The following is a 17,626-nucleotide window of genomic DNA, read 5'->3' as shown; positions in this document are numbered from 1 at the left end:
TCTATGAGCAAAATCGCCGATTTGAACAATTCGCTGCTGCTCCTCAACAGTATTTATTCCTCACTGACCAAGTCCGAGCAGAAAGTGGCCGACACCGTATTAAAGGATCCTGAAGCTACCGTTTTCTATACGATTACGGACTTGGCGGAGAAAGCGGAAGTAGGTGAAACCTCCGTCATCCGTTTGTGCCGCAAGCTGGGCTACAAGGGATATCAGGAATTTAAATTATCGCTCGTCCAGGTGCTGGCTACGCCAAGCGAGCAGGTGCACGGCAAGATTGAGGAAAGCGACGATCTCGACCAGATCATGAAGAAAATGACCTCCCAAAACTCGCAGGCGGTGCAGAACTCGACATCTTTACTCAACGTCCAGGAGCTGCAGCAAGCGATCGACGCTATTCTGGCGGCACGAAAAATTTTGTTTTTCGGAGTAGGGTCCTCGGGGATTACCGCCCAGGATGCCAAATACCGGTTCATGAGACTCGGATTTAATGTGGACGCCGGTTCCGACGGCCATATTATCGCCATGAACGCGTCTTTGGTGGAGAAAGGCGACGTCGTCGTCGGTATTTCCTCGTCGGGCAGCACCAAAGATCTTGTCGACGCTGTACGCCTGGCCAAGCAGAAAGGCGCTTACATCATCTGCCTGACTAACCACGCACGCTCGCCGATTGCGAATCAGAGCGATGTCGTTCTGCTCGCTACGGCGAAGGAAACGCCTCTGCAGGGCGGAGCTTTCTCCTCGAAGCTGGCGCAGATCCATCTGCTGGATATTCTATCCACGGCCGTTGCTATGCAAATGAAGGATCAGACGTACCGGGCTTTGGAGCACACGGCGAAATCTGTTCTGGATAAACTGTACTAATCGCTACTCCTGCGCGCAGCCGGGGCCTACGGGTCCCGGCTTTTTGCTGCTCCCGGAAGGGATGAACCGCCGGTCGTCATCCGTGCCGGGATCGGTCACGCTGAAAATAAATGCGGCAAGCTTACTTCTTCAGTTTATAGCAGGATGGAAGGGATGGCAAATGTTGCCAGATAAAGATAAGGTAAACGGCCGCTTGTCCTTATCAGACATGTTTCCGGCAAGAAACCCGTATAGTGTTAGCGAAGCCCTAATTCTTAGGCGGGGAGGAAACGGTGTTGCCGTCTGAAAAACGGAAAGTGGCGGAGAAAAGGAGGAACCGCATGTTTTCTTCGCCCCGGTTGGAACGGTTTATGAAAAGCAGGGCATACCGGACGGCGGTCCCGGTCATTCTGTTGATCGGCTTGGCCGAACATGCGTATTGGATCTATCATCTGGGCAAAAACGAGCCGGCGGGTTTTGTTTCCAGGCAGGAGTGGGCTTCGGTTCTTCTTCTGACGGTGATTCTTTTTAGCGGCTGTTTACGTTATATGGGCTATAAACGAGCGGAGGGATTCGCGGAAAGTCTGAAAACGCTCCTGTGCATGCTCTTGTTCGTTCTCTACGCTTTTTACTGCGGAGCGGGCTGGTCTTCGGCAGCCGAAGCCGGTAGAGGGCTGGAGGGCGGTCAATCGTATTTGCTCGAAGCCCGGACAACGGGATTTGCCGCAGCGGCAGGCACGGCGCTGTATGCGATCTGGAAGTGGCTGGGGGCAAAACTTACGCGTGAGCGCCGTGAATAACGCAAATCCGCTACGGCCGGAGTCCAGGAAGCGCCAAACCCGAAAGCGGGGAAGCGCGAAAAGCCCGAGCATTACGCCGCCACACCCGTCATCATGCGAAGCGTTTAACCCGAGTGGCGTGAGAGAGCTAAACCACGGGCGGAGGCCAGTAGCGTGCCCCGTGAGAAGACGGCCTGGCTGCGTAAAACCCGCGCAGCGAGGCAGGAACCAACGGCGGGCCACGCCCCGCCTGCTTGTCAAAAAGCCCCGAGCACGGCCGGATTACCGGCATGTTCGGGGCTTTTTTGGCGCTTCTGCGAACGGTCGCAGCAATCGCCGGTCACAGCGCTTTGCGGAATTCTTCCGTCAGCAGCGGCACGACATCGAACAGGTCTCCGACGATCCCGTAGTCGGCGACTTTGAAGATCGGCGCCTCCGGGTCCTTGTTGATCGCGATGATGACCCGCGACCCGCTCATCCCGGCCAGATGCTGGATGGCGCCGCTGATGCCGCATGCGATGTAAATCTCGGGCGTGACCACCTTGCCGGTCTGCCCGATCTGCATCGCATAGTCGCAGTACCCGGCGTCGCAGGCTCCGCGCGACGCACCGACCGCTCCGCCGAGCACGCCGGCAAGCTCCTCGAGCGGCTTGAAGCCGTCGGCGCTCTTGACGCCGCGCCCGCCGGAGATGACGACCTTGGCTTCGGCAAGGTCGATTTGGCCCGAGGTCTTCTGGACGACCTCGCGGATGACGGTACGAAGGGACGGAGCTTCGTACGCCACGTTCTCGACCGCAGCCGAGGCGCCTTCCGCGGCAGCGGGGGCGGCAATGTTGTTGGGCCGGACGGTAACGACCCAAGGGAGTGAGGTAAACGCTTTCTTCTCAAGCGCTTTACCTGCATAGATCGGGCGCGTAAACACGGCTTTGCCGCCGTCCGATTCAACGGCCGTCACATCGGAAATCTGTCCGGCCCCGAGCAGGGAAGCGATTTGCGGGGCGAGGTCCTTGCCGATGGCGGTGTGGCCCAGCAAGACCGCGTCGGGCTCCGCTTGCCGGATAATGTCGTGAAGCGCTTTGCCGTAAGCTTCGGGGTTGTAGTCTTTGAGGTCGGCATGATCGGTCACGTAAACTTTCTGGACGCCATATGCGGCTAGTTCACCGGCCAGGCCGGACACGCCCGAGCCGATCAGGGCGGCGAGAACGGAATCCCCTTCGGCGGCAATCGCCTTCGCCGCTCCGATCGTTTCGAAAGAGACCTGGCGCAGAGCGCCGCTTTTAGCTTCAGCTACAATCAGGTATGTGTTGGACATGATTCAGTCGCCTCCTAAATGGACTCGTAAAGGGAATAAGTGCGCAAAATGACCGCGGAAAAATCAAAGGACCGATCAGATAACCTTCGCTTCCGTACGCAAAAGCCGCACAAGCTCCGCAGCCGTCTGCGCGGGTTCGCCTTTGAGGGTTTTTCCGGCCTTGCGCGGAGGCGGCAGGAACAAATCCACGCGTTCGGTGCGGGATTCCACCGCGTCGAGACCGATATCGTCCAGTGTGATTTCCCGGAACGGCTTCTTCTTGGCTTTCATGATTCCCTGCAGGGAAGGATAGCGGGGCTCGTTTAATCCCTGCTGGGCCGTGAAGAGCGCCGGGAGCGTCACTTCCGCCACTTCCAAATCTCCTTCGGCGTCTCGGTGAGCGGTTGCCTTCCCGCCGGCAATCTCAAGCTTCGTAATCGAGCTGACGTGGGGGATACGGAGCAGCGTAGCCAGACGGACGGCCACCTGGCCGGCGCCGTTGTCGACGGAGAAGTTTCCGCCGAGAAGGAGGTCGTACGTTTCCCGGGACAGGAAAGCATGAAGCGCCTGGGCCACGGCATGCTCATCGCCGCCTATTCGCTCATCGTTGATCAGGACGGCTTCGTCGGCTCCCATGGCGAGCGCGCTCCGCAGAGCTTCGGCGGAACGCTCCGGACCGGCGGAAACGACGACGACTTTGCCGCCCTGCTCGTCGCGGAGCTGAATAGCCTGCTCGACTGCGTATTCGTCATAGGGATTGATGACAAACTTGACGCCATCCTCCGAAATTTGTCCGTTCTCAAGCACGATTTTTTCCTCGGTATCAAACGTTTGTTTCAGCAGCACGATAATGTCCATCGCTGTTGTCCCCTTCCTCTTTTGAAATGAGTATCCTCTATGGATAACCGGCTCTTAAGCCTGAATTCCCTGAAGAAAGAACTGCACGGTGCCGTCCACCTGAGCGGATAAGGAATATTTGCGTCCGGAAATGAGCCAGGAGGTGACGACTTCGTCCATCGCTCCGAACAGCAGCAGACGGGTCAGCTTCACATCGAGGTCGGCCCGGAACAATTTCTCCTCGACGCCCTGCATGAGAAGTTTCTCGATTAATTCAATATACGGCTTAACGGCTTTTCCTATTTCCTTGCGAAGCTCAAGCGAACTTTGCCGAAGCTCGATTTGAGTAACGAAGGCGAGATCGACGTTATTTTCCAGCTCCGTATAATGGATCTCGCAAACTTTGCGAAGCGCTTCCTTAACGCCGGTGGTCTGCTCGATATGCATATGGAACTTGCCTACAAGCTCTCCGAGCTTCTCGCGGAACAAGGAGATGAGAATATCCTCCTTTCTTTTGAAGTACAAATAAATCGTACCGTCCGCGACGCCGGCCGCTTTGGCGATCTTGGAAACCTGAGAGCGGTGAAACCCGTGTTCGGCGAATACTTTCAACGCAGCTTCGAGAATTAAATCATATTTTTCTTTTTTTTTGCTTGTCATGGAATCACCTCGGTGCTAAAATACGAATTAAATAGTGAATGAATACTCATTCATTTTCTACAGCCATCATAAAATAGATCCAGGGCAATGTCAATGACTGAATGACCCGCTGTAAAGGCGAAGTTCCGAGGTTTTGGCACCATGAGAAAAGCATGTTTGATCCGAACGTTTGCAGGAGAACCATGCTTTTATTTGCCGGGGTGATGAAAACGCTTTATATGGTGGAATTAATAGAAAATGTATGGCATCCGAGAAAGGGGTTGTTTCCGATGCTGGGAGCGATCGTACAGTTGATTCTGTTTCTGGGCGTGACGGGATTCGGCGTTTACCTGTTCGCCAAGGCTGTGTATCACCGTTATTTGTATGTGCGGCTCGGGCAGCCGGTCGATTGGGGAGGGCAGTTTAAGGAGAGGCTCAAAGATTTCGCCGTTCAAGTGTTCGGCCAGACGAAACTGCTGAAGGACAAGAAAAGCGGTATCATGCACATCGTTATTTTTTACGGATTCATTATCCTTCAGTTCGGCGCGCTGGACATTATCGTAAAAGGGCTCTCCGGCCGCGGACTGCCGCTTCCCGGTTATGAAGCTTTCGGCCTGATCCAGGAAATCACGGTCGCGGCTATTCTGATCGCGATGGGTTACGCCGCGTACCGCCGGTACGGAGAGAAGCTGAAACGGCTGAAAAGAGGATGGAAGCCGAGTCTGGTCGTCTACTTTATTTTCAGCCTGATGGTTTCGGTGCTTCTCACGCTCGCTTTCGACCGCATCCGGGAAGGACTGGAACCGTCCGCCATGGCGCCGATCTCGTCCGTGCTTGCCGCCGGGTTCGGGTGGATGCCTTTCGGGGCGGCCGTCGTTCTGTATCACGTGTTCTGGTGGGCGCACCTGCTCATTCTGCTGGCGTTCCTGGTTTATGTGCCCCAGTCCAAGCATTTCCATCTCCTTACGGCGCCGCTTAACATTTTGCTGAAAAGACGAGAACCCGCCGGACGGCTGCGGAAACTGGATCTGGAAGACGAGGAAGCGGAATCTTTCGGGCTCGGCAAGATCGAAGACTTGACGCAGAAGCAGATGCTTGACCTGTACGCCTGCGTGGAATGCGGGCGCTGCACCAACGTGTGTCCGGCCTCGGGTACCGGCAAAATGCTTTCGCCGATGCATATGATCGTGAAGCTGCGCGATCACTTAACGGAGAAGGGGGCGGCGGTTACGAGCAAATCCCCTTGGGTGCCCGCTTTCGTTTTCCCGGGGAGTTCGGTGCATGGGATGAACGCCGAAGGTCATGAGCTGGGCGCTTGGAACGGCTCGGGCATCACCGATATCGCTCCGACGATGAACGCGCAGAAGCACTCCTGGGTGACGATGGACAAAAAGCCGGAGGATATGGAGCTGGTCGGCGATGTCATGACCGAAGAGGAAATCTGGTCCTGCACGACGTGCCGCAACTGCGAAGACCAGTGTCCGGTAGCCAACGAGCATGTCGACAAAATCGTCGATTTGCGCAGGCATCTCGTTCTCATGCAGGGCTCTATGCCGCATGACGGCCAGCGGGCGATGCAAAACATCGAGCGCCAGGGCAACCCGTGGGGAATATCGCGCAACGACCGGGCCAAGTGGGTGCAGGAAATCGATCCCGAAGGCGAGCTCCATGTTCCGACGGTGAAAGAAAATCCGGAATTCGACATCCTGTTCTTCGTCGGTTCGATGGGCTCTTACGACAACCGGAGCCGTAAAATCACGCGTTCGTTTGTCCGTCTTATGAATGAAGCGAACGTCAATTTCGCCATTCTCGGCAACGAAGAGAAAAACTCCGGCGATACCCCGAGACGGCTGGGGAACGAGTTTTTGTTTCAGCAGCTCTGCGAGGAAAATACGAAGATTTTCCAAAAATACGGGGTACGCAAAATCGTGACGGCCTGCCCGCATACGTACAACACCTTGAAGAACGAATATCCCGAATTCGGACTGGAGGCCGAAGTTCTTCACCATACGGAACTTCTGGATGAACTGGTCCGCAACGGAAAGCTGACTCCGCGCCATAAGGTGAACGAACGGATCACGTATCACGATTCGTGCTACCTCGGCCGTTACAATAACGTCTACGATCAGCCTCGCAGCATCCTCAAAGCGATTCCCGGCGTGGAGCTGGTTGAAATGACCCGCACCCGTGAGAACGGGATGTGCTGCGGCGCGGGCGGAGGCATGATGTGGATGGAGGAAACGGCCGGCAAGAGAGTCAATCTGGCCCGGACCGAGCAGGCGCTGGAAGTTAATCCGACGGTGATTTCATCGGCTTGTCCGTACTGTCTGACTATGATGGAAGACGGCGCGAAAATGAAAGAGGCCGAAGAAACGATCAAAACCCGGGATATCGCAGAACTACTCGAAGAATCCGTTTTTGGTGCGAAGGCACCGGCGCCGTTCCAGACCGTTTCGTAAGATGAAACGGCCGGACGGCAGACGAAGATCAGGAGGGAATCCGACATGGTGAATCAGATTCAAAAAGCGGCCGTTATCGGCTCCGGCGTGATGGGGGCGGCCATTGCGGCACACTTGGCGGGCGCGGGCATTTCGTGTCTGCTGCTGGATATTGTTCCGACGGTTTTGACGGACGAGGAAACGAAAGCGAGTCTGACTCTGGAGCACCCGAAAGTAAGAAACCGACTGGCGGCGGGAGCGATCGAAAGGCTGAAAAAAACGAATCCGGCTCCGCTGTACAGCGAAGCGTTTGCGGCACGCATCACGCCCGGAAACTTGGAAGACGACCTGGCCCGATTAGCGGGCGTCGACTGGATTATCGAAGTGGTCGTGGAACGCCTGGACGTGAAAAAGCAGCTCCTGTCCCGGATCGAGCAGGTCTGGAAGCCGGGAACGATTGTATCCTCCAATACGTCCGGAATCTCGATTCAAGCGATGGCGGAGGACTGCGGCCCGGAATTCAAGCGGCACTTTTTAGGCACTCATTTCTTTAATCCGCCAAGATATATGAAACTGCTCGAAATCATTCCGGGACAATCTACCGATCCCGAAATCCTCCGCTTCATGGCTGATTTTTGCGAGAAGAGGCTCGGAAAAGGCGTCGTAACGGCCAAGGATACGCCGAACTTTATCGCCAACCGGATCGGCACGTACGGGCTGCTCGTCACCCTCCGGGAAATGCTGGAGAAAGGTTACACCGTGGAAGAAGTCGATGCCGTAACGGGGCCTGCCCTCGGCCGACCGAAAAGCGCCACCTTCCGCACGCTCGATCTCGTGGGACTCGACACTTTCGTACATGTCGCCAGGAACGTATACGACCTGGTCGATAACGAAGCGGAGAAAACGATTTTCGACGTTCCGGCGGCATTGACTGCCATGGTGGAGCAGGGCTGGATCGGCGAGAAGAAAGGTCAGGGCTTTTATAAGAAGGTAAAAACCGAAAAAGGAAAAGAAATCCAGGCCCTTCATCTCGGGAGCATGGAATATGCGCCGTCGCGGAAAGTTTCCTCTGCGTCACTGGAAGCGGCCAAGAACGCCAAAGGCACGGCCGGTAAAATCAAAGCGCTGCTCGCGACCCCGGACAAATATTCCGAGCTGGCCTGGAACGTGGTCAAACCCGTTCTGCTTTATTCGGCCGGCAAACTGGGAGAAATCGCCGATTCCATCGTGGAAATCGACAATGCGATGAAGTGGGGCTTCAACTGGGATTTGGGGCCATTCGAATTGTGGGACGTCATCGGTCTGGAGCGCTCGGTCAAAAGAATGGAACAGGAAGGGGATACGGTTCCTGCCTGGGTGAAGGAATGGCTTGCGGCCGGGCATACCGGCTTTTACGAAAAACGTGAAGGCACGACGTTCTATTACAACCGGGGCACGTATAAGGAAGCCGACACGCGTCCGGAACATATTTCGTTAAAAGCGCTTAAGCAGCAAAATAAAACGATTTTGAGCAACAGCGGGGCGAGCCTGATCGACATCGGCGACGGCGTGGCGTGTCTGGAGTTCCATTCGCCCAACAATGCGATTGGCGCCGATATTTTGACCATGGTGCAGAAAAGCACGGAAGAAGTGAGGCGAAACTATCGCGGCATGGTCCTCGCCAATGAAGGCCGTCACTTCTGCGTGGGAGCGAACGTGATGATCCTGCTCATGGAAGCGCAGGACGGGGAATGGGATGAAGTGGACAGCATCATCCGCCTGTTCCAGAACGCTATGATGACGCTGAAAAAGCTGGAGAAGCCGGTCGTCGCCGCGCCTCACAGCATGACGCTCGGAGGCGGTGTCGAAGCGTGTCTGCCAGCGGACCGGATTATTTTCTCGCCGGAAACCTACTTCGGCCTGGTCGAAGTGGGGGTTGGCGTCATTCCGGCCGGAGGCGGCTGCAAGGAAATGGCGCTGCGGAGCAGCCGGCTTGCCGCGGGTAATCCCGAGGTGGACCTCCAGCCGTATATTAACCATTACTTTGAAACGATCGGAATGGCGAAGGTGTCCGGCAGCGGCTACGATACGAAGCGGCTCGGCTATATGGGCCCTAGAGACTCCGTCGTCCTTAACGGCGATCACCGGATTTATACCGCCAAGCAGGCGGTGCTGGCCATGGATCGCGAAGGCTATGTGCTTCCGCAGGAAGAGAAGATCCGGGTCGTCGGCGACAGCGGCAAAGCGGTGCTGCAAATCGCGTCGTATACGATGAAGCTCGGCGGCTACATCAGCGACCACGACGAGCTTATCGCGAACAAACTGGCACACGTGCTGGCGGGAGGAGACGTTCCGGCCGGAAGCCTGGTGTCGGAACAATACATGCTGGATCTGGAGCGCGAGGCGTTCCTGAGCTTGTGCGGCGAACCGAAAACCCAGCAGCGGATGCAGCATATGCTGTCCAAAGGCAAGCCGCTGCGCAACTAATTCAGGACGAAGCGAGGGGAGAACACAATGAAAGAAGCGGTCATTGTATCGATAGTACGCACTCCGGTAGGCAAAGCGAAGAAAGGCAGCCTTGCCCAGACGAGGGCCGAAGATCTCGGGCGGATCGTCCTGGAAGAGGCGGTCGCACGGGCGCCGGGACTGCGCAAGGAAGACGTGGAGGACATCATCATCGGCTGCGCGATGCCGGAAGGCGAGCAGGGGCTGAACTTCGCCAGGACGATGGCTTTGTACGCGGGCTTTCCGGCTGCGGTTCCGGCCGTCACGATCAACCGGTTCTGTTCGTCCGGGCTGCAGTCCATCGCATACGCGGCGGAGCGGATCATGCTCGGGCATGCGGACGTGATCATTGCCGGAGGTGTGGAAAGCATGAGCCATGTGCCCATGACCGGGTTCAAGCTGTCGCCGCATCCGAAGCTGGCCGTGGAAATGCCCGAAGTTTACATGGGCATGGGGCACACGGCGGAGAACGTTGCGCAGCGGTTCGGCATCTCCCGCGAGGATCAGGACGCCTTCGCGGCGGAGAGCCACCGCAAGGCGGCTGCCGCGATTGCCGCAGGCCGGTTCCAAGAGGAGATCGTTCCCGTCGAAACGAGCGTGAAAGGGGTGGATGCCGGCGGCAAGCGCTGGGAGAAACCGGTCGTGCTCGACACGGACGAAGGCGTTCGTGCCGATACGACAACCGGCGTGCTCGCGAAGCTGCGCCCCGCCTTTGCGCTGAACGGCAGCGTCACGGCCGGCAACGCCTCGCAGACGAGCGACGGCGCTGCGGCGGCCGTGCTGATGAGCTGCGAGCGCGCGGAGGAGCTGGGGCTGAAGCCGCTTGCGGCGTTCCGCTCCTTCGCTCTGGCGGGTGTAGCGCCCGAGATCATGGGCGTCGGCCCGGTCGAAGCGATTCCGAAGGCGCTGAAGCAGGCGGGGATCACGCGGGATCAGGTGGATTTGTACGAAATCAACGAAGCGTTCGCTTCCCAGTGCGTGCACATTATCCGCGAGCTGAAGCTGGACGAAGCGAAGGTGAACGTGAACGGCGGCGCGATCGCGCTCGGCCATCCGCTGGGCTGTACGGGCACGAAGCTGACGGCCACGCTGGTTCACGAGCTGCGGCGCAGAGGCGGCGGCTACGGGGTCGTGTCGATGTGCATCGGAGGCGGAATGGGAGCGGCCGGCGTGTTTGAAGTTTACGGAGAATAACGGGTCACGGTTGCTTGGGCGTCAACGTACGGTTTGCCGGCTCACGGATCCGCGGATGGTAGGAGCCGTGAGGCGGTCTTGTCGAACCTTCACGGCTCCGGAGACCGGCTTCGTCCTTGGGCGGGATTAACCGAATCATCCAGCGGTCTGCCGGCAGCGGCGGAAACATGAAACCGCAAACCGGAAACCGGAAACCGGAAATAAAGCAAGCTTATCTTCGCATATGAATCCAGTAAAGGAGAGATTGCACATGATTGAAACGAGAAAATGGACCAAAGGCGGAAGTTTTGTCATCGAAGATTTGGATGTAAACGCTCTCGTAACCCCGGAGGATTTCACCGAAGAACAGCGAATGATGATGGAGACGACCCGCGACTTCGTAGAAGGAGAAGTGCTGCCGAAAGACGAAGAAATTGAGAAGCTCGATTACGAGCTGACCGTCAAACTGATGCGCAAAGCGGGAGAAATCGGCCTGCTGGGCGCGGATGTGCCGGAGGAATACGGCGGACTCGGGCTCGACAAAATCAGCTCGACCGTCATTAACGAAAACTTGTCCAAGGCGTCCGCCTTTGCCTTGTCTATCGGCGCTCACGTCGGGATCGGTACTCTGCCGATCGTCTTTTTCGGTACGCCGGAGCAGAAGCGGAAATATTTGCCGGAGCTTGCCACGGGCGAAAAAATCGCGGCCTACTGCCTGACGGAGCCTACTTCCGGTTCGGATGCGCTGGGCGCGAAAACGACGGCAAAGCTGTCGGATGACGGACAGCATTATATCTTGAACGGTTCCAAGCTGTATATTACCAACGCGGGCTTCGCGGATATTTTTATCGTGTACGCCAAGGTGGACGGCAAAGATTTTACCGCCTTTATCGTGGAGCGCGATTTGAAGGGTTTCTCCGTCGGACCGGAAGAGAAAAAAATGGGCATCAAAGGGTCGTCCACATGCCCGCTCTATTTTGAAGATGTGCATGTGCCGGTCGAAAACCTGCTCGGGGAAGTCGGACGCGGCCATATTATCGCATTTAATATTTTGAACATTGGTCGATTCAAGCTGGGAGCGGGCTGTCTCGGCGCAAGCAAGGAAGCCATCGAGCTCAGCGCGAAATACGCCAACACCCGTACGCAGTTCGGGCAGCCGATTTCTTCTTTTCCGCTGATCGGCAAGAAACTTGCGGAAATGAACATCCGCACGTATGTAACGGAAAGCATCGTGTACCGTACATCCGGCATGATCGACACGGCGCTCCAGAATCTCGACCACAACAGCGCGGAAGCGGGACAGCAGTCCGCCAAAGCGATTGCCGAATATGCGCTGGAATGCTCCATTAATAAGGTATTTGCTTCGGAAGCGCTTGATTTCGTGGCCGATGAAGGCGTGCAGATTCATGGGGGTTACGGCTTCATTCAAGAGTATAAAATCGAACGGATTTACCGGGATTCGCGGATCAACCGGATTTTTGAAGGAACGAACGAAATCAACCGCCTTCTCATTCCGGGAACGCTGCTCAAGAAAGCGATGAAGGGCGAGCTTGATCTCATGGGCAAAGCGCAGGCTCTCCAGTCCGAGCTGATGCAGCTTATTCCCGGTCAGACCTTTGACGAAACGCTGGAACAGGCAACCCATCTGACCGCTATGGCGAAAAAAATATTCCTGATGGCGGGCGGCTCCGCCGTACAGAAATACGGCATGAACCTGGAGAAGCAGCAGGAAGTGCTCAGCAACCTGGCGGATATGATGATTCAGATTTACGCCATGGAAACGACGCTGGTGCGTACGCGCAAGCTCATCGCGAAATCCGGCGAAGAGAAAGCGAAGAACGCGATTCAAATGACGGAGGTGTTCGTCCAGGAAGCGTTCGCCGAGATCGAGCGTCTTGCCAAGGATACACTGGCCGCGATGGAAACCGGCGATGTGCTGCGCACCCAGCTCTCCGTTCTGAAGAAGCTCACACGCAGCACACCGGTGGATGCGGTCGGCCTGAAGCGCGAAATTGCGGCTCGTGTCATAGCTGCTGAGAAATACGTCATCTGACGATATGGCCCGCGAAAGGGATGATCTTGTATGGATTCGGCTAGGCCATGGCTGCATCACTACGAAAGTGAAGTCGCCTCGACTTACGAGTATCCCAGGCACAATTTAGCGTACTTCCTGGTGCAGGCGGCGGGGAAAAACCCGCAGCTGCCTGCCCTTTATTTTATGGGCAAGAAAATCAAGTACGGCCAGTTGATGGAGGCGTGCTACCGGTTCGCCAACGGACTGAGGCAGCTCGGCGTCAAGAAAGGGGAGCGGGTGGCGATTATGCTGCCCAACTGCCCCCAGAGCGTCATCGCTTATTACGGGGCGCTGCTTGCCGGAGCAGTGGTCGTTCAGACGAACCCGCTTTATATGGAGCGGGAGCTGGAGCATCAGCTTCTCGATTCCGGAGCGGTCGCGATCGTTACCCTGGATCTGCTGTACCGGAGAGTCGGCGCGGTTGTGCCGAGAACACACCTGAGGCACGTCATCGTTTCTTCCCTGAAAGACTATCTGCCTTTTCCGAAGAATATGCTGTATCCGATCAAAGCGAAGCGGGACGGGGCGGATCTGAGCGTTCCGTTGAGCGAGTCCGTTCGTTCCTTCCGCACCTTGCTTGCCTCGTCCTCGGCGATACCCGTCATGGAGGAAGTGAATGCGGCCGAGGATGTGGCGCTGCTCCAGTATACCGGAGGAACGACGGGGCTTTCGAAGGGCGTCATGCTCACGCACATGAACCTCATCGCCAACACGCTGCAGACGAAGCATTGGTTCCATAAGGCGGCAGACGGGCAGGAGATTTACTTGGCAGCGCTTCCATTTTTTCATGTGTTCGGCATGACCGTGCTCATGAATCAGGCGGTCGTCCGCAGCGGCATGATGGTGCTTGTGCCGAAGTTTGAAGTGAGCGAAATACTGCGCCTTATTTCGAAGCTGAAGCCGACGGTATTCCCGGGCGCGCCGACGATGTACATCGCCTTGATCAATCATCCCGACATCAGGGAGTACGATTTGTCTTCGATTAATGTGTGCATCAGCGGCTCCGCTCCGCTGCCTCTGGAAGTCCAGGATAGATTCGAAGAGCTTACGGGCGGCCGTCTGATCGAAGGCTACGGCTTAACGGAAGCGTCTCCGGTGACGCACGCGAATCCCATCTGGGGGAGAAGGAAGATCGGCTCGATCGGCATTCCGTTTCCGGATACGGAAGCCAAAGTCGTGGACCCCGCAACCGGAGAGGAGGCGGGCATCGACGAAATCGGCGAGCTGATCGTGAAGGGGCCGCAGGTCATGAAAGGATACTGGAACCGTCCGCACGAATCGGAGGCGGTGCTCAAGAACGGCTGGCTCTACACCGGCGACATGGCCCGCGTGGACGAAGAAGGCTATTTTTCGATCGTGGACCGGAAAAAAGACATCATTATTGCAGGCGGTTTCAATATTTATCCGCGGGAAATCGAAGAAGTTCTTTTCGAACATCCGTCTGTCAAGGAGGCGGTCGTGATCGGAATACCGGACCCTTATCGGGGAGAGACTGTGAAAGCCTTCGTTATCGTGAGGGAAGGAGAAAGCCTTACGGAAGAGGAACTCAATACGTGGTGCCGGGAGCGTCTGGCGGCTTTCAAGGTTCCGCGCCGGTACGAATTCCGGACGCAGCTTCCGAAAACGATGGTCGGCAAAGTCCTCCGCCGCAGACTGCTTGAGGAAGAGCTGGAGCAAATTTCCGCGGCGAAAGAATAAACACGCCCGCTTTTCCGGCCGGCTTGCTCCATCGCTTAAGCCCCGGAACGGGGCTTTTTCTTTCCGGAACATCCCGGTATAATGGCGCTAATAGAGAAGGGAGGAAGCCCGATGGAACAAGAGAATGCAGTCAGTCCGCAGTTTCAGCATCTGATGGAACGTGCCCGAAACACGTTTTGGGAGTATCTCGGCTGTGAGATCGTGGAGGCTGCCGCGGATAAAGTCGTGGTCCGGCTTGTCGCCCAGCAGCATCATCTCAATCTGATCGGAATTGTTCATGGGGGAGTCACCTCTTCCATGCTGGATAACGCCATGGGTGTCGTGCTCATGCTCGCAAGACCCGACGACAAGATTGTGACGACGAATTTGAACGTGCAGTTCGTGGCGCCCATGCAGCCCGGCGAATTGTACGTGACGGCGGAGATTGTCCACCAGTCGCGGAAAATGTTGACGGCCATAGGTCGGGTCACGGATGCCGAAGGACGTCTAGGCACTTTGGGAACCGGGACCTTCCGGGTCATTTAAGTGAGCCGGATTTCGTTGAAAAAGAACCTGAAGAGGCGATCTCTTCAGGTTTTTTCCATTAACGGAGCCGCGTCGTTCTTTTGCGGGAGTTTAATCCGGTTGTGTGCAATTGAATAAATCATTATACTATTTATAATCCTTATAAACAGGAAGAATGGAAGGGAGCGAAATCAACATGGCAAATTGGACTGAAGTAACCACACTGGAACAATGGAACGAGATTTTCGATCAATCCGCCGAGAAGCCTTTCGTCATGCTGAAGCACAGCACGACTTGCCCGGTCAGCGCCAGCGCACTGGAAGAATACGACGAATATTTGGGCAAGAACCCGAATGAAAAGGTGAACTATTACCTCGTTAAGGTGATTGAAAGCCGCCCCGTTTCGAACAAAATTGCCGAGGATGTCGGCGTGAAGCATGCTTCTCCGCAAATTATTTACGTGAAGGACAAGTTTGCGGAATGGAACACTTCCCACTGGTCGGTAACGTCCAAGCACATTTCCGCCGTACTGGACTAATCGTATGGGATTGAGGAACGGATGAATCTGCCTATTTAGTCAGATTGGCAATATATACACGTATATATACGATATGATATACGATATACTGGTCGTACGGACGGGTATCGTGGAAAGTAGCCGTCCGTCGGATCTTTTTTTCATAACCTTTGCCCCGGCGGGCTCAGGTTATTTTTTTGCGCCGGAGGATAGCCCTTCGTTTGCAAATCAGGTATACTGATCCGAGTACATAAATTGACCCTTGGTAAAGGAAAACGGAAATCATGACAACACATTCGAACGACAAACCTCTGTTTCCGGTGCCTCTCGCATTTATCGTCGGCATTATCGGAATCTCTTTCTCTGCCATTTTCGTCCGCTGGAGCGAAGCTCCCGTGGCCGTGACCGCCATGTACCGCCTGCTGCTGACCAATCTGATTATGCTGCCGTTTCTGTTCAAATACACGGCGGAGATCAAAGCGATCCGCTGGAAATCGGTATTCGGCCTGATCGGCTCGGGCTTGTTTCTGGCGCTGCATTTTCTGCTCTGGATGGCGTCTCTCAGCTATACGACCGTCGCTTCTTCAACGGCGCTGCTTACGCTGGAACCGATCTTCGTGATGATCGGGGCATACTGGCTGTTCCGCCAGAAGAACAACTGGGGCACGGTGATCGGCATGCTGATCGCGATGATCGGGGCCGCCATGATCGGCTGGGGGGACTTCCGGTTCTCCGGGGAAGCTCTCAAAGGCGATCTGTTGTCCATCGTCAGCGCAGCCGCCGTGGCCGTTCATATGCTGCTCGGCAAAACGATGCGGCAGTCCATGTCCGCGTTCGTCTACAGCTTCTTCGTCTTTCTTGCGGCCGCCGCCGCTCTCGGCGTCTACAATCTTGCGCAGGGAACGCCGCTTACGGGCTATTCGCAGAAGGATTGGCTCATGTTCCTGCTGCTCGCTATCGTCCCGACGATGTTCGGCCACTACCTGTTCAACTGGCTGCTGAAATATGTGAAAGCCGCGACCGTATCCATGAGCGTACTCGGCGAACCGCTCGGCTCGACGGTACTCGCCTTTTTCCTGCTCGGCGAAGCGATAACCGGCATCCAAATCGGAGCGGGCTGCCTGCTGCTGTTCGGCATCTGGCTGTTTATCCGCAGTCAGGGCAGGAAGGGGAAGGACGAAATGGTGGCGACTCCCGCCGTGCTCGCGCCCCTGCCTGAAATACCCGAGGAGCGGACGGGCGCTTCCCGGCCTTCTTTGACCGACAGTTGAACGATTAGACTTCCTACTTACTAGAAATGAAAAAAAAGGATAACATACGCCCCGAGCGTAACGGAAAGCCCCCTCAAAGGGGCTTTTTTTCATATAAAAGTGAATAGGGGTCATTTTAATCTCGTTTCGGTCATAAAGATTTCTTATAAAAGTACCTTAATTTGGGGTACTCTACCTGTTTCAAAACTATAAAATTCGTCTAATGAATAGCAAAATACCCATCTAAACAAAGCGGGTATTGTTAGGCGTTTCTACCAGTTTCTACATTAGAAGAAGGACGCCCATGCTGACAAAGAGGGGGATGCCATGATTAATTTTACGAATGTCAACAAGTATTATGGATCATTTCACGTGCTGCAGAACATCAACCTCGAAGTGCAGAAAGGCGAAGTCGTCGTTGTCATCGGCCCTTCGGGATCGGGCAAAAGCACGATGCTGCGCTGCATTAACCGGCTGGAAACGATCCAGCAGGGGGAGCTTACGGTGGAAGGCGTACGCGTGAACGACAAGAAAACCGACATCAACAAGCTCCGGCGGGAAATCGGCATGGTATTTCAGCATTTCAATCTGTATCCTCACAAAAAAGTCATCGAGAACATCACGCTGGCTCCAATAAAGGTGCTGGGGCTCTCCAAAGCGGAAGCGGAGAAGCGCGCGATGCTTTATTTGGAAAAGGTAGGAATTCCCGATAAAGCGCAATCTTTTCCATCCCAGCTTTCCGGCGGACAGCAGCAGCGCGTGGCAATTGCCCGCGGGCTTGCCATGGAGCCGAACATCATGCTGTTCGATGAGCCGACTTCCGCGCTCGACCCCGAGATGATCGGAGAAGTTCTCGATGTTATGAAAACGCTGGCGAAGGAAGGAATGACGATGGTCGTCGTCACTCACGAAATGGGCTTTGCCCGTGAAGTGGCGGACAGGGTTGTTTTTATGGACCAGGGCCAAATCGTCGAGGAAGCGCTTCCGAAACAATTTTTCGAGAATCCGCGGGAAGAACGAGCCAAATTGTTCTTGAGCCGCCTGCTTGCGCATTAACTGATTAAGGGATATACGGTTTACCATTACAGAAGCGAGAAAA

Annotated in this window: 14 protein-coding genes; 11 read left to right on the top strand and 3 right to left on the bottom strand. The window is 55.7% G+C overall.

Annotated elements, in window-relative coordinates; translation table 11 throughout:
• Nucleotides 1-3: 3 nt before the first annotated feature.
• Nucleotides 4-864 (top strand): MurR/RpiR family transcriptional regulator, encoded by an 861-nt coding sequence (locus KVT34_RS05515; RefSeq protein WP_217557397.1) that lies wholly within the window; start codon nucleotides 4-6, stop codon nucleotides 862-864.
• A gap of 320 nt (nucleotides 865-1,184) precedes the next feature.
• Nucleotides 1,185-1,643, top strand: coding sequence for a hypothetical protein (locus KVT34_RS05510; protein ID WP_254634624.1), 459 nt, complete (start codon nucleotides 1,185-1,187; stop codon nucleotides 1,641-1,643).
• Between the two features lie 319 nt (nucleotides 1,644-1,962).
• Here the strand turns inward: KVT34_RS05510 and KVT34_RS05505 are convergent, their stop codons facing one another.
• The 3 genes from KVT34_RS05505 to KVT34_RS05495 form a co-directional block, all read right to left on the bottom strand.
• Nucleotides 1,963-2,934, bottom strand: a complete 972-nt coding sequence (locus KVT34_RS05505) for an electron transfer flavoprotein subunit alpha/FixB family protein (RefSeq protein ID WP_217557392.1) — start codon at nucleotides 2,932-2,934, stop codon at nucleotides 1,963-1,965.
• Between the two features lie 75 nt (nucleotides 2,935-3,009).
• Nucleotides 3,010-3,771, bottom strand: a complete 762-nt coding sequence (locus KVT34_RS05500) for an electron transfer flavoprotein subunit beta/FixA family protein (protein ID WP_217557390.1) — start codon at nucleotides 3,769-3,771, stop codon at nucleotides 3,010-3,012.
• A 54-nt stretch (nucleotides 3,772-3,825) separates the two neighbouring features.
• Entirely contained in the window at nucleotides 3,826-4,410 is a 585-nt protein-coding gene (locus KVT34_RS05495) for a fatty acid metabolism transcriptional regulator FadR (RefSeq protein WP_217557388.1), read from the bottom strand.
• Between the two features lie 269 nt (nucleotides 4,411-4,679).
• Between KVT34_RS05495 and KVT34_RS05490 the strand changes: the two genes are divergently transcribed.
• The 9 genes from KVT34_RS05490 (at nucleotide 4,680) to KVT34_RS05450 (ending at nucleotide 17,583) form a co-directional block, all read left to right on the top strand.
• Nucleotides 4,680-6,848 carry a (Fe-S)-binding protein gene (locus KVT34_RS05490; RefSeq protein WP_217557387.1) on the top strand — a complete coding sequence of 723 codons (2,169 nt, stop codon included), beginning with the start codon at nucleotides 4,680-4,682 and terminating at the stop codon, nucleotides 6,846-6,848.
• 45 nt (nucleotides 6,849-6,893) lie between these two features.
• Nucleotides 6,894-9,293, top strand: a complete 2,400-nt coding sequence (locus KVT34_RS05485; RefSeq protein WP_217557385.1) for a 3-hydroxyacyl-CoA dehydrogenase/enoyl-CoA hydratase family protein — start codon at nucleotides 6,894-6,896, stop codon at nucleotides 9,291-9,293.
• A 27-nt stretch (nucleotides 9,294-9,320) separates the two neighbouring features.
• Nucleotides 9,321-10,505 (top strand): acetyl-CoA C-acyltransferase, encoded by a 1,185-nt coding sequence (locus KVT34_RS05480; RefSeq protein ID WP_217557383.1) that lies wholly within the window; start codon nucleotides 9,321-9,323, stop codon nucleotides 10,503-10,505.
• Between the two features lie 250 nt (nucleotides 10,506-10,755).
• The gene (locus KVT34_RS05475) at nucleotides 10,756-12,537 is read left to right on the top strand and encodes an acyl-CoA dehydrogenase family protein (RefSeq protein WP_217557380.1); all 1,782 of its coding nucleotides are present in this window, start codon (nucleotides 10,756-10,758) and stop codon (nucleotides 12,535-12,537) included.
• Nucleotides 12,538-12,567: 30 nt separating this feature from the next.
• Nucleotides 12,568-14,256: a long-chain-fatty-acid--CoA ligase gene (locus KVT34_RS05470; RefSeq protein WP_217557378.1), complete on the top strand. Its 1,689-nt coding sequence runs from the start codon at nucleotides 12,568-12,570 to the stop codon at nucleotides 14,254-14,256.
• Nucleotides 14,257-14,367: 111 nt separating this feature from the next.
• Nucleotides 14,368-14,781 (top strand): PaaI family thioesterase, encoded by a 414-nt coding sequence (locus KVT34_RS05465; RefSeq protein ID WP_217557376.1) that lies wholly within the window; start codon nucleotides 14,368-14,370, stop codon nucleotides 14,779-14,781.
• A gap of 175 nt (nucleotides 14,782-14,956) precedes the next feature.
• Nucleotides 14,957-15,298, top strand: a complete 342-nt coding sequence (gene ytxJ, locus KVT34_RS05460; RefSeq protein WP_016423439.1) for a bacillithiol system redox-active protein YtxJ — start codon at nucleotides 14,957-14,959, stop codon at nucleotides 15,296-15,298.
• A 263-nt stretch (nucleotides 15,299-15,561) separates the two neighbouring features.
• Entirely contained in the window at nucleotides 15,562-16,548 is a 987-nt protein-coding gene (locus KVT34_RS05455; protein ID WP_217557374.1) for a DMT family transporter, read from the top strand.
• A 306-nt stretch (nucleotides 16,549-16,854) separates the two neighbouring features.
• Entirely contained in the window at nucleotides 16,855-17,583 is a 729-nt protein-coding gene (locus KVT34_RS05450; protein WP_217557372.1) for an amino acid ABC transporter ATP-binding protein, read from the top strand.
• Nucleotides 17,584-17,626: the final 43 nt, after the last annotated feature.

Source organism: Paenibacillus sp. GbtcB18 (assembly GCF_019091125.1).
GTDB classification, from domain to species: domain Bacteria; phylum Bacillota; class Bacilli; order Paenibacillales; family NBRC-103111; genus Paenibacillus_F; species Paenibacillus_F chitinolyticus.
Note: the sequence above shows the minus strand (reverse complement) of the source record. Positions and strands in the feature narration are given on the sequence as shown.